The sequence below is a fragment of the Cobetia sp. 29-18-1 genome (assembly GCF_029846405.1).
Taxonomy (GTDB): Bacteria; Pseudomonadota; Gammaproteobacteria; order Pseudomonadales; family Halomonadaceae; genus Cobetia; species Cobetia amphilecti.
This window is the reverse complement of the sequence record NZ_JARWKS010000006.1, coordinates 89,348-102,031: the sequence shown is the minus strand read 5'-3', so window position 1 is coordinate 102,031 and position 12,684 is coordinate 89,348. Positions and strand designations below refer to the sequence as shown.

Below are 12,684 nucleotides of genomic sequence, written 5' to 3'. Positions count from 1 at the left end.
GGCCCTCAATAGCCGCGCTGGCGATCCACGCCCAGCGTGAGCGGCAGGCCATCGCGCAACTCACGCGCCGTGGCCACCACCTGTTCGGCCACCACCTCGGGGAGCGAGTCACTGGCCACGTGCGGCGTGATGCGCAGGCGCGCGTCCTGCCACCAGCGGTGAGTGGGCGCCAGCGGCTCCTCGCGGAAGACATCCAGCGTCGCGCCTGCCAGTTGCCCCGCGTCGAGGGCGGCTTCAAGGTCCGCTTCCACCAGGTGCTCGCCGCGACCGATCTGCACCAGCCAGGCGCCACGGCGCAGTTGAGCAAACAAGGCAGCATTCAGCACGTTCTCGGTCACCGGGGTCAGCGGCAGGATATTGATCAGGTAATCGGCACCGTCGGCCGCCGCCATGACGGCAGCGTCACCGGTCAGGTAACGCACACCCGACACCGGCGCGGCTGGTTCGCTGCGACAGGCGACCGTCACCGAGAATCCCAGGGTCGACAGCGAAGTGACCACGGCGCGCCCCATGCTGCCGTGGCCCAGCACTGCCACCTGTGCCTTCTCTGGCGCACGCATTGCCAACGGCTGCCATTCGCCACGCGTGGCATTGTCGGCCATGACGGCAAATTCGCGCTCGCGATGCAGTACCTCGTGAGCGGCGAAACCGGCCATCAGATACGCCTGATGCGGGTCGCGCACCCGTGCGACCTGAACCTCGGCCGAGAGCCCCGGATGCCCCAGCAGGGCATCCACCCCCGCCGCGATCGACATGGCAAGCCGAAGATTCGGGTACGGCGCGAAGGCGTCCTCCCCCGGCTGCCAGCAGATGGCGAACCGCACCTCGCTCGGGTCCTCGATCTCATGCGGATGACGCAGTACGACATCGTCGCCCAGCTGGCGCAGTGCTTCACCGTAGACGCTGTCCAGGTCCAGGGATTCACTCAGATAGACACCCAGAATCGGGGCTTGGCTTGGCATTGGCTCTCCTTGTGACACGACTGGCAGCGAGTGGGTTGCCATGGATTTATCCTCACTATTACACACTCGTATAACTACTGCCAACCGTCACGTGCTCCCCTGCTCTCTCATCGCCTTGCCAATGCCTTGATCGACGGGGTGTTGCCGTCACCGCACTGTTCTGGAGGAAACATGCGCGCCACAACGACAAAAGGAGAGGCGCAAGCGCCTCTCCTTTCTCATGTGTCATCTGGTCGATGGTGCAAGCTGGCATCAGCGGTGATGACAGCCTGCCGCTGCCAGCCTGATGGCAGCGAGGGGATTCACAACGAGGCCACCTTCGCCACTGGCGGGCGCTGCTTGCCCTGGGTGACGATGTAGATACCGCTTGCGACCACGATGGCGGCGCCCAGCAGGGTCATGGCATCGAGGCTTTCCCCCAGCACCATGACGCCGAGCGCCAAGGCAAACAGGACGCGGGTATAGCGAAATGGCGTGACCACCGAGACCTCGCCCTTGCGCATGGCAATCGTCAAGGCGTTGTAGGCGATGACCCCGAGTATCACGGCACCCACGATCAGCCAGGTCGCCTCGGGCGCATACGCAAGCGGGGTCTGCTGGTAGAGAGCGATCAGCCCCCCCGCCGGAATCAGGGCGAGAAAGCCATAGATGCCGAGCTGGACGTTGGACAACGACGCCGGCGCGCCGCGCGTCGCCAGGTCCCGTCCGGCGAAGCCGATCGTGCTGATCACCGCAAACAGTGAGGTCATGTTGAAGCTGTCGAGGCCTGGGCGCACGATCAGCAGCACGCCAATGAAGCCGACACCGATTGCCAGCCAGCGCTTGCGGCTGACGCGCTCCCCGAAGAACAGTGCCGCCCCGGCCACCACGACCAGCGGCGTCGCCTGCAGGATGGTGGAGGCAGTGGAAAGCGGCATCAGGGTGATGGCGAGGGCGAAGCTGCTGCGGGCGATGATTTCACAGATGACACGCACCAGAATCGGACGCGAGAAGATCGCCGCAGGCATGAGGGACTCACCGCGCAGGCAGGTCAACAGCATGAAGACCAGCATGCCGCCGAGACCGAACAGCATCAGGGTGATACCGGTCGAGGTATGCCCCGCCGCCAACTTGAACAACAGATCCTCCACCGCGAATGCTGCCATCGCGATGACCATGAAAACACTACCACGCATATTGTCCACTCACGCCCCCTTGGTCTTTCAAGTCACATTCACCAGACGGTCTGGCGGCCAGGATCAAGCGCGTATCGCGCTGCAACATCACCCCACGGCAGGCAGCGGGTCCGCTTGATCATCGGTGGCATCGTCCCACCATCACGCCATCAAGTCTTGCACCCTGCGCGTGAGGAGAAACAGGCGCGATTGCCGCAAAGACGCGTTTCAGACCCCCCCATGATGGCGCAAGGCCACGCTATCCGGCACTCGAGTGATGCGCTGGCAGCGCTCTTGTTAGACGAAAGATATGGCGTCAGGCGCCCGGCGCGCTCGAATCTGAACGTCAAGGAAAGCCAGAACTTCACGGCAAGCCTCGCACAGCAAGACGCCCGCGATCAGCGAGCGGGAGCTCGTGAACGCGGGCGTCAATCCTCAATGTCTCTTCACACGGCTCAGTCCTGTTGATTCTCCAGCAGCGACTTCAGGCCATGCGGCTGGCAACGCAGGTACTGGGGCGCAGCCTTGACGGTGTCACCCAGCGCAGCGGCCGCGTGCCACGGCCAGCGCGGGTCGTAGAGGATGCCACGCGCCAGCGCGATGGCATCGGCACGCTCGTTTGCCAGCAGGTCTTCGGCCTGCTGCGGCTCGGTGATCAGGCCAACGGCAATCACCGGCATCTTCACCTGCGCCTTCAGGGCCTCGGCGTGCGGCACCTGATAGTTGGGCGCTACCGGAATCTGCTGCTGCGCGCTGAGCCCGCCACTGGAGACATGCAGATAGTGGCAGCCACGACGGTCCAGCGCCTTGGCAAGTTCGATGCTCTGCTCGAGGTCCCAGCCGCCCTCGACCCAGTCCGTCGCGCTGATCCGGATGCCCAGCATCACGTACTGCGGGATCGCGGCCCGCACGGCGTCAAAGACCTCTAGCGTCAGACGCATGCGGTTCTCGAGTGAGCCACCGTAGTCATCGTCGCGCTGATTGCTCAACGGCGACAGGAATTCGTGCAGCAGATAACCATGCGCCGCATGCAGCTCGATGCCGTCCAGGCCGATGTCGACGGCGCGCTGTGCCGCCGCCACGAAGTCCGCGATGGTGCGGCGGATCTGCTCGCCACTCATCGACTCGGGGAGCGGCCCGCCTTCGCTGAAGGGAATCGCGCTGGGGGCAAGTACCTGCCAGCCATTGTCGTTGCCGGGCGCGATGGCAGCACCGCCCTCCCAGGGCTTCTGGCAGGATGCCTTGCGTCCCGCATGACCGATCTGCACCGCCAGCGGCATCGGTGAATAGCGGCGGATACGCTCGACAACTCCCTGCATGGCTTGCTGGCATGCCTCATCGTAGAGTCCGACATCGCCATGGGTGATGCGCCCTTCCGGGGCAACGGCGCTGGCTTCGAAGATCAGAAGCCCAGCTCCGGACTGGGCGAGATTGCCAAGATGCTGATCATGCCAGGCCTGCATCTGGCCCTCCTCGGCGGAGTACTGACACATGGGCGCGATGATGATGCGATTGTCCAGCGTGAGCGGGCCGAGGGTGAGAGGTGAAAACAGTGTGGACATGGAGTTCCTCTGGAGGCAGACAGGGCGGGTTCGGCAAGGCGCAGGCGCGAACATGGCGAGAAGGTCCGTGCTGCCAAAGCCGATGCAGTGCAAGCACAATGCGGGCACCGGGCAAGCGCCACAAGCGCAAGCTGGCCGTGATGACGGCAACGCTGAGTTGCCCATGCTTCACGCACGCCCTGCCAGCGCCCCACCATCAGCGACTCGCCTCAGCATCAGCGACTCGCCTCATCCTCCAGCACTTCCTTGACCAGCAGACGCCCGACATCGGCAATCGCGGCATTGCGTGCTGCCAGTTCCGCCTCGCTTTCGGTCAGATAGACCGCCACGATCAACGGGGCACGCAACGGCGGCCACAGGATGGCAACGTCATTGTTGGTGCCATACCCCCCGCCGCCGGTCTTGTCCGCGATCTGCCAGTCATCGGGCAAGGCCGCCCGCAGCTTGTCATCACCGGTGGTGTTGGCCAGCATCCAGCCCTGCAGAGCCAGGCGCGATGGCTCGCTCAGCGCATCCCCCACCAGCAGTCGCTGCAGGGTAGCCGCCATCGCGTGCGGCGTGGTGGTATCGCGCGGGTCACCGGGAGTGGCCTCATTGAGCGCCGTTTCACGTCTATCCAGCCGCGTGCTGTCATCGTCCAGGCGCCGCAGATAGGCCGTCAGTGCGGCAGGACCGCCAAGGGTGTCGAGAATCAGGTTGCCCGCGGTATTGTCGCTGGTCGTGATGGTGGCATGGCACAACGCCTCGAGCGTCAGGCCTCCATCCCGGGTGTGGTTCTCGGTGATGGGGGAATAGGTCACGAGGTCCGCCGGGCGAATCTCCACCTTGCGTGACAACGATTCCTGGCCTTCGTCCACCCGGGAGAGCATATGACCACAGGCCAGCACCTTGAAGGTGCTGCTCATGGGGAAGCGCTCATCCCCCCGCCAGCTGAAACGGGTGCCATCGGCGGTATCCAGAACGGTGACACCGATTCGCGCGCCGACCTCTGATTCGATGGCCTGAATGGCCGACGCCGAGAGCGGCTTGTCAGCGGCCTGTGCGCCCAGCGGCAGACAGGCAAGCGCGGCGGCGGCCAGCCACTGTTTCCAGCACCTTGAAGGCCTGACAGCAAGCTTTACCGCAAGGCTGGAAGAGTGCAATGGAGACGAGCGGTGATCGGCACCGCACAGGCGCTGAGGGGATGAAGGCATCAATGACATGTCCTGATCATGGGGAGCGGTCGTGTCGCAGCAGACACAACCAATATGCAGCATGCTACATGTACCATAGCCGCTTAAGCGCGGGTATGCCGGCCATCTCACTACGGGCCGCGGACTGGCAGAGACTTGATCTGGATCAATGCCAGCGCACGCTGCCCTCACTCATCGAGAACCTTGAGCGTCTTGTTGCGCTTGGCGCCGGGCTTGGCATGCCATGACAGGCGAATATCGAGGCGATGATGATCATCCTCTCGCCGCGCCGTGACCTTGAGGGTCATCAGGCCGCGCGGTGCCAGCCGAATCTCGCCGTCCTCATCGCGAAATGACAGCAGCCCCTTGCCCAGCCCCTTGATGATGGCCTTGAGAATGTCCTGAACGCCATCGATGGACTGCAATGATTCATGTCGGAACAGCGACTTGTCCTGCTTGTCGTCTTTCACCTGCCTCTCCTGTGCGTGTTTCAGGGCGCGTAGACCTTGACCTCGGGATGGTCATTGCTGATGCCGACGATGCGTCCACAGGCTTCTATCAGCGTCGCCCCCATGCCCACGCCATCCAGCCCTTCCTTGCGGCGTGAATTACGATCCAGGGTGACGTCGCCCTCGATATGCAGAAGGCCGTGGCGCCAGCCCAGCTGCTGGCCCGCCTGATGATTGACGTGACCATGCATCACGGCACGAATGCCAACCTTGTGCAGGCGCTTGACGCCTGCGGCGCTCAGCACCATGTCGCTCTTGCGATATTTGGTGCGCAGTACATTGGCCAGCTCACCGTAATAGAAGGTGAACGGGTCTTCGCGCAGGATGCGCCGGAATTCCTGATTGACCTGCGAGACCTTCTGGCGGCCGAGTCGTCTGGCGAAGGCATCATCCACGCCTGCATGGACATGCAGGAAGGCGCCACTGCGATAGGCAAGGCGCATCTCGTCGAAGAACCAGGCAAAGCGCCCGCCGGGCTTGAGAAACAGCTCGTGGGCCTTGAGCGCGGCGGCATAGGTCTGGCGCAACGAGAGACCGTGTTTCTCACAGGCATGCTCGAAGCCATCGGCCTTGGCGCTCAGGCGAGTGATCTCCTTCTCCAGCGCCTCCCCCTTGAGCACATGGCCTGCCGATTTGCGAAACTGCTCCGCCCAGTCCGGCCCCGGGTACAGGCACCGACGACACTCACTTCGCGAGGGAATGCTCTTCATCGCCCGCGGTCTGTCCGCCAGGTAGTGATCGAAGACTTCCTTGAGCAGCGCCAGCCCCTTGGCGCCCATGCGCACGAACAGATGATCAGTACGCGCCGAATCATCATGACTCAGCCGCATCAGCGCCAGCATCAGCCGCATGTCGTGATTGCCCGCCAGCAACTTGAGACGCGCCCCGCTGCGCATCAAGGTGCGCAGGGCTTCCAGCAGCTCCAGATTGCTGGGGCCCTTGTCGAGGCAATCACCGCCGATGACGAAGACGCTGCGCTTGCCCCGCGCCGTCAATACCAGGTGGTCCCGCGAGGTCAGGCGCACACCGCCACTGGCCACCAGAGATGCGATGAAGGCTTCCGCGTCGGCATGCGCATCGGAGATGAAGATGACATCGCGGCGTGGCCAGTCCTTGCTGCCCAGCTTGCGAGCGGCGCGGGACACCTTGTCACCGGCGCGCAGGTGCTGATGTGTCTCGGGCCACTGAGCCGCGTGACTGGGTAGCGCCTTGAGATAACGCGTCGGGCCTCGGTAACGCGGTACGGCGTCGCTCATGGGGGGACTGAGGGTCATTGGGCTATCTCCTTGTGGCATCTGCTTGCCTCGTTGAACTCACCGGCTTGTGGCAAGCAAGCGCCTTGCCGCTCCTTGGGGCCCATCCGGGGGAATGTGGAATGAGGTCACGGGCACAGGGCGACAAGCTTATGACCGTTTGATCACAGAAAGATGACAGGCCCGTATCACGCTGATGCGCTGGCCTGCTTCTCTGCTGTCAATGACTCCGCCCATCCCCTGCTCTCCAGCACCCCGCCCGCTCTCTGCACTTCAGTACCCCGCCGGCTGGCCGCCAACTCAGTCCTGCGCGGGCTCGTGACGCTGGCGCACCTTCCACTCGCCAGCCACATGCCGCCATGACCCAGGCGGAGTTTCCTCGATGACCACCGGCCGCGCATGGTGCATGCTCAGCCCGGCAATCTGGTCGAAGTCCAGCACGCCCAGCAGATGCGCCGCATGGCGCAGCGCTGCGCCATGGCCGACGACCAGCGTCAGCGTGGCGCCCGATGTGGGGGGGGATGTGGGAGCCGAGACAGAAGGTGTTGAGGAAGCCGGTAGCGAAGCAATGAAGTCGGCCACCCGCTGACCGGCCTGCATCAGGGATTCAGCTCCCGGCAGCGGCAGGCGAAAGTGGCTGTTGGATTTCCAGTCGGCCGGCAGGAAATCCACGCGCGGGTCATGACGCACCGCTTCGGCGATCTGTGCCGTGGTCAGATTGGCGGCGCTGCCCAGACTGCGCTCCCACAGGGCATCATGTGCCATGAGCGAGAACTCACGCTCTGTCCTGTCACCCATGACCTCGTTCATCACCTGCGCCGTCTGCCAGGCACGCAACAGGCTGGAGGCATGTACCGTGCTGGCCGGTTGCCAGCCATGTGCCTGACACAGCGTCAGCACTTCCTCGGCTCCCTCACGCGCCTGACGCTCACCGCGACGGGTCAAGGGAAACGGCTGCAGCGCGCTCGGGGTATCAATCTGCTGGTGATAATCGGCATGACGAATCAATGCCACACGTCGAATTGTCGGTTCATCAGTCATCGGCCGTCGCTCTTCCCGTCTTCACTCGGTATTGATTCATGCTGGCGGTCCTCGCCATGCGTCGCCTCGTACGGTGCTAGTGGCGCCAATGGAGCTTATGGAGCTGATGGAGCTAAAGGCGCCAGTCTCCCGCACTCACGTCGCCTGGCGCGACTGCTCAAGCCGTGCCAGCAGCGCCATGGCGGCGTGCCCCATCTCGTGGTTCTTCAACAGGCTCGGCACGACCTCCGCCGCCACCCAGCGCCGACTGCGATGCGGCTCCTCCCGCTCGCTCTCTTCCTGCTCATGCACGACTCTCACGGCGTGCAGACTAGCGGCGACAGGAGCGCCCCACTTCTCGTAACTGAATTCCAGCGCTGCGTGGTCCAGCGCCTCCGCCTCAATGCCCGCTTCCTCGCGGGCTTCCTTGAGCGCGGACTCAAGCGGACTCATGCCCGGCTCGACGATCCCCTTGGGCAGGCTCCAGTGACGATTGGAGGAAGAGCCGATCAGCAGCACCTCCCACTGGGCATCTTCGCCTTCCCCCTGCAGACGACAGGGCAGGACGGCCGATTGACGGTAGTAATAGGCGGGGCGTTCGCGGCGCTCCTCACCGGCCGGGAATGGCCAGGGGAAGCCATCCGGCAAGGCACGCACGCGCTGGATCAGCTCCAGGCTCATCTGACCGGAGCGCAGGTCTTCCCAGCGCCCCTCGAAGGTCAGCTTGACCACCGCCGCCGTCGGCAGCAGCTTGGTCTCCTTGGGCGGACGCGGCCGCTTGCCGGTCAGCCAGACCAGCGCATCTTCCAATGCCGGGTTATGGCCGATGATCATCAGTCGCTGCACGCTGTCCGGGCAGGCGCGCACCGTCTTGAGCAGCGGCGCCTCGTCCTCGCAGTAAAGCGCAGGCTTGAGCTCGATCATGTCGACGCCGAGGCCCATCGACTTCACGCACTTTTCAGCCGTGGCGCGCGCGCGAAGGGCCGGCGAGCTCAGGATGGCATCCGGTACCAGCGCCTCCTGGGCAAGCCAGGCCCCCATGCGCTGGGCGCCGCGCTTGCCGCGCTCCTTGAGGGGTCGATGGAAGTCGTCAGCTGCCACTGACCAGTCCGACTTTCCGTGGCGCATCAACAGCAGTTCACGACGCATGTTCAAGCCTCCAGCAAGGGGGTCAGGTGGTTCTCGACCAGCGCGGCGAAGTCCACGCGCCCGGTCACCTCAAGCACGCGGGTTGCCGCCAGGCGCTCCAGATACGGCGCGGGATCAAGGCTTGCGCCATTGGGCACGAAACGGCCATCCCGCTGCTGGTGGAAGGGCCCCGGTGTCTTCATCACCGCGCGTATCAGCGCTTCGCTGCGGCTGACCTCGACCTCGCGCACCTCGAGTGGCGCCTCGCTGCCGCGCGTCCAGTTGAGTATCACCATGGCTGCAAGCTCGCCACTGGCGCGGATACGCCCGGGGCCGTAGACGTCCTCGATGATCAGATCGTGCTTCTCTTCGAGATCCCACAGCGCTTCTTGCGGCATCGCTTCATAGCCTGCGATACGTGCGGGGTCCAGCAGCGGGCGCAGACGCGGATTGTTGAGCATGGTGCCGGGATTGATGCGTGGCAACTTGGCGACGCCGCGGGCACGCAGCGTTCCCTCCCGCCCGGGGCGGTCCAGGAACAGCCGGTCATTGCTGATGAAGTCGAACTCGGGATTGTCGAGCGCCTTCACCATGGTGGTGGACTTGCCGCCGCCGGAGAAGGCGGCGATGGCCACCGCGCGATCGCCCTTCGACAGCGCCGATGCGTGACAGATCAAGCCGTCATTCTGCTGCAGATGCGACATGTGCAGATTGAGCAGGAAGTTGATCACCTGGCTTTCATTGTCTTCACAGGGCCCGAACGCCAGGTTGTGGTCGTTGCTGCGCAGAAAGGCCATGCCCGTGCGCACCTTGTGAATCAGGCGCCCGTCGGCCAGGTCGATAATGGCGTCCTTGCGGCGTGTCTTGCCGGGCTCCGGCATCCAATCGACGAAGGCCTCGGGCACGATGCCGAGTCTCGCTGCCGCTGGCGTGTCCTTGAGGGCCGGCGCCTCGAGCACATGCACGAGCCTGGCTCCCCTCGGCACATTGTCGAGCGCCACAATGCGCGCGCAATGGCGAAAATATGTCGCCAGACGTTGCAGCAGCCGTGGCATGTCCGTCTTCACGCACAGGCGAAAGTCATCCACCTCGAACAGTAGCGCCTCGCTCAGGCACTGGCGCGACGGCGTCAGCGCCGTGAAGCAGGCGGCGGCCGTCCACTCTGCAAAGGGCAGCGTGGCAAGGCTGGCCGGGCTGTCACAGGTCGTCGCGCTCATGCCAGACACTCCATCACGTGATCGAGATAGGCGGTGGCCGCATCGACACCGGCACCTTCCAGCGCGCCGCGGAAGCCGCCGAAGGCCGAGACTTCGAAGATGATCGGGCCATCGTCGGTCAGCGCGACATCGACGGTGGTGAAGTCGAGCTTGAACGGCGCCTGGGCACGCTGCGCCAGCGCGATCAGCTCCTCGGAGGGCTCGAAGGGCGCGTACTTGCCACCGGCGTGGATGGTGGTATTCCAGGCATCGCCCCCACTGACGCGGGCGTAGCTGCACAGATAACGGCCCCCGACGAAGACCATGCCGTAATCCTGCCCCGGCAGGTCGAGGCGCTGCTGCAGATACATCATCGGGTGCTCGGCGGCGAACTCACGCACGGCAGCTTCCAGCGCGGCATCATCGCCGGTGTCCTCGATGATGCACATGCCCCGTGCCTTGGTGGAGAAAAGCGGCTTGAAGACGGCGGCCTTGAAGTGCTTGACGGCCTCGCAGGCCGTCGCCACGTCTTCGGTGACCAGTGTGGCCGGCATCGGGATATCGGCATTGGCCAGCGTGACGGTGCAGCTCAGGCGGTCGATCAGGCGAATCATGCTCTCCGCGCTGCTGAAGACGCGCACGCCCCTGGCTTCGGCGACGCGCAGCAGCTCCAGGCGGTCCAGGCTGCCCGGGGAATATTCCGCGCTGATCTTCTTGACGATCAGGGCATCCAGCTCGGTCAGGTCATGACGCACCCCGGCAGAGTCACGGAATTCGAGGCAGTTGCGGGACAGGTCCAGCGAGACGGCCGCCATGTCGATCACGAGACGAAAGCCCGTCCGTGCTTCGATGGCATCCGCCAGCACCTCGGTCGACCACTTGCCGGGAATACCCACGACGCCAATCTTGAAATCAGTCAACGAACAACTCCTCCAGGGGAATACGGTAATCGGCCGGCCGTTCAGGGTCGGCGCCAAGCACATGCTCGAGTATAAAGCGTGCGCGGTTGAACATGCGCCCTGCCAGCCCGGCATCGAGGATGAAACGTGTCGAGGTGGCAAAGGAGCGCGCCAGGCCAAGTGCCAGACGCCATTCAAAGGTGGTATCGCCCTGCTCATGGGCAAAGCGACGCATCTGCTGACCGAAACTCAGGGCCAGCGCCAGAATACGGGCCCGCAGCGCCGCATCCGTCAATTGCAGACGGTAATGGGACACCATGTGCACGGACACATCCTGCACATAGTCCTGATAGGCCGAGCGGTGAAGATCGATGAAGCGGATGCTCTGCTTCGCCGGATCGAAGAGGATGTTGTCGACATTGAAGTCGCCGTGGATATAGACGGCGAAGGGAGCCTCGAGCGAACGTTCCCTACCTGCGGCCTGCTCGATCAACGCTTCCAGCGAGGGCATCTCGCGCCCACACAGCGAGGCACCGCAGTGGCGAAATTCCGGATGGATCTGATAGACATCACTCAGCCGCTTGAGCAGCTGGCGCATGTGCCCTGCAGTGACCGGCTTGTCGCGGCGGGTGGTGGTCCACACCGAGTGCAGCGTCTCGACCAGCGCCTGCTGGGCGGTACGATTGAGGCGTGACGATTCGTTGATCAACAGATGCTCGAGGGTCATGCCCGGCAGGTGCTCGATCAAGAGTGCCGCGCTGTCGCCCTGCTGATGATGCGAGAGGATGCGGGGGGCGATGCCGGGATAGATGTCGTGCCAGCGCTCGACGCCCTGACGCTCCTCCTCGACCTTGCGCCCCAGGCCATCCTTGAAGATGGCCAGATACTCCGGCGAGGTCAGCGGCAGATCGCCGGTTGGCTTGCGGTCCCTGGATTTGCGGTCCTTGGACTTGCTGCCATTGGACTCGCTCGCCTTGTTCTTGCTGCCCTGTTGCTTGTCGTTGGCCGGCTTGCCCTTGTCACTGACCTTCTCAACAGCCCTCCCACTGGGCTTCTCGCTGGCAATCCCCGAGATCCGGCTGCCGGAGCGTGTCTCGGCCAAAGTGTCGACGCGCATCTCGCCCGCCGTCTGACTGCCATCACCGAGTTCATTGACCAGGTGCGTCAGCGAGGCATAGCGCTCGAAGTTGAGTGACTGACCGAGGGTTGCCGAGATGACCGCCTCACCCAACTGCCCCAGCACCTCGCCCATCTGGCTGATTTCCCGGGCCACGAACAGCAGATGTGTCAGGTCTTCGGCGGGAGCGCGCTTCTTCTTGAGCTGGCCAGTGAGTGCCCGGATGCGGCCTTCACTGTCCCGCTTCAGCTTCTCGCGACTGCGCGCAAGCTTCAGGGCCAGGGACAGGGAGCCGTTCTCCAGCGACATCTCGCTGCGCAGAATGCCGCGACGCACACGGCGCAGCGACTTGACCAGCACGATATCATCGACCAGCTGGACATCATCGACGCGAATCAGCTGCTCCAGACAACTGCGCGCCAGCTCACTGAGCCGTGCCAGACCACTGGCGACCTCGACCAGGCTCTGCTGGAAGCGGGCCCGCGCGTGCGAGCGCTTGTGGTTTCGGGCTTCAGGGCATGCCTGTTCGATACGCTGGCAGAGGTTCTCGGCGTACCCCTGGCGCTCCAGCAGCTTGCGCGCCATGGCCGCCGTCGGCGCGGACACGAACGCCTGCAGCCAGCCATATTGGCTATCCACTTCCGAACACAGAAATCGAAGGTTGTCGCGCGTGCTTTCAGGCCAGGCCTGATCCATGCCATCTCTCCATCCA

General features: G+C 64.1%; 11 protein-coding genes. All 11 read right to left on the bottom strand.

The window, feature by feature from the left end; genetic code table 11:
- Positions 1–5: 5 nt before the first annotated feature.
- On the bottom strand, positions 6–962 hold the full coding sequence (locus tag QD208_RS06565) for an NAD(P)-dependent oxidoreductase (RefSeq protein WP_043332815.1): 957 nt from the start codon (positions 960–962) through the stop codon (positions 6–8).
- 302 nt (positions 963–1,264) lie between these two features.
- Positions 1,265–2,137: a DMT family transporter gene (locus tag QD208_RS06560; RefSeq protein ID WP_209443786.1), complete on the bottom strand. Its 873-nt coding sequence runs from the start codon at positions 2,135–2,137 to the stop codon at positions 1,265–1,267.
- Positions 2,138–2,571: 434 nt separating this feature from the next.
- Positions 2,572–3,678, bottom strand: a complete 1,107-nt coding sequence (locus QD208_RS06555; protein ID WP_043332817.1) for an NADH:flavin oxidoreductase/NADH oxidase — start codon at positions 3,676–3,678, stop codon at positions 2,572–2,574.
- A gap of 215 nt (positions 3,679–3,893) precedes the next feature.
- Complete coding sequence (gene bla, locus QD208_RS06550) at positions 3,894–4,871, bottom strand: class A beta-lactamase (RefSeq protein WP_084589318.1); 978 nt, start codon at positions 4,869–4,871, stop codon at positions 3,894–3,896.
- Positions 4,872–5,038: 167 nt separating this feature from the next.
- Positions 5,039–5,320, bottom strand: a complete 282-nt coding sequence (locus QD208_RS06545; protein WP_054555998.1) for an amphi-Trp domain-containing protein — start codon at positions 5,318–5,320, stop codon at positions 5,039–5,041.
- Between the two features lie 20 nt (positions 5,321–5,340).
- Entirely contained in the window at positions 5,341–6,633 is a 1,293-nt protein-coding gene (locus QD208_RS06540) for a metallophosphoesterase (protein ID WP_279836263.1), read from the bottom strand.
- 279 nt (positions 6,634–6,912) lie between these two features.
- Positions 6,913–7,653, bottom strand: a complete 741-nt coding sequence (locus tag QD208_RS06535; protein ID WP_225347971.1) for a histidine phosphatase family protein — start codon at positions 7,651–7,653, stop codon at positions 6,913–6,915.
- A 135-nt stretch (positions 7,654–7,788) separates the two neighbouring features.
- On the bottom strand, positions 7,789–8,781 hold the full coding sequence (locus tag QD208_RS06530) for an NUDIX domain-containing protein (RefSeq protein WP_052384349.1): 993 nt from the start codon (positions 8,779–8,781) through the stop codon (positions 7,789–7,791).
- A gap of 2 nt (positions 8,782–8,783) precedes the next feature.
- Entirely contained in the window at positions 8,784–9,977 is a 1,194-nt protein-coding gene (locus QD208_RS06525; RefSeq protein ID WP_052384350.1) for an HprK-related kinase B, read from the bottom strand.
- On the bottom strand, positions 9,974–10,876 hold the full coding sequence (locus QD208_RS06520; protein ID WP_043332107.1) for a GAK system ATP-grasp enzyme: 903 nt from the start codon (positions 10,874–10,876) through the stop codon (positions 9,974–9,976). The genes QD208_RS06525 and QD208_RS06520 overlap by 4 nt, the downstream gene beginning before the upstream one ends.
- Positions 10,869–12,668: an aminoglycoside phosphotransferase family protein gene (locus tag QD208_RS06515; RefSeq protein WP_043332109.1), complete on the bottom strand. Its 1,800-nt coding sequence runs from the start codon at positions 12,666–12,668 to the stop codon at positions 10,869–10,871. Before QD208_RS06515 ends, QD208_RS06520 begins: the two co-directional genes overlap by 8 nt.
- Between the last annotated feature and the right edge of the window lie 16 nt (positions 12,669–12,684).

Coding starts and splice junctions, on each gene's coding strand:
- QD208_RS06565 (WP_043332815.1), bottom strand. CDS start 962: ATGCCAAGCCAAGCCCCGATTCTGGGTGTCTATCTGAGTGAATCCCTG.
- QD208_RS06560 (WP_209443786.1), bottom strand. CDS start 2,137: ATGCGTGGTAGTGTTTTCATGGTCATCGCGATGGCAGCATTCGCGGTG.
- QD208_RS06555 (WP_043332817.1), bottom strand. CDS start 3,678: ATGTCCACACTGTTTTCACCTCTCACCCTCGGCCCGCTCACGCTGGAC.
- bla (WP_084589318.1), bottom strand. CDS start 4,871: ATGCCTTCATCCCCTCAGCGCCTGTGCGGTGCCGATCACCGCTCGTCT.
- QD208_RS06540 (WP_279836263.1), bottom strand. CDS start 6,633: ATGACCCTCAGTCCCCCCATGAGCGACGCCGTACCGCGTTACCGAGGC.
- QD208_RS06535 (WP_225347971.1), bottom strand. CDS start 7,653: ATGACTGATGAACCGACAATTCGACGTGTGGCATTGATTCGTCATGCC.
- QD208_RS06530 (WP_052384349.1), bottom strand. CDS start 8,781: ATGCGTCGTGAACTGCTGTTGATGCGCCACGGAAAGTCGGACTGGTCA.
- QD208_RS06525 (WP_052384350.1), bottom strand. CDS start 9,977: ATGAGCGCGACGACCTGTGACAGCCCGGCCAGCCTTGCCACGCTGCCC.
- QD208_RS06515 (WP_043332109.1), bottom strand. CDS start 12,668: ATGGATCAGGCCTGGCCTGAAAGCACGCGCGACAACCTTCGATTTCTG.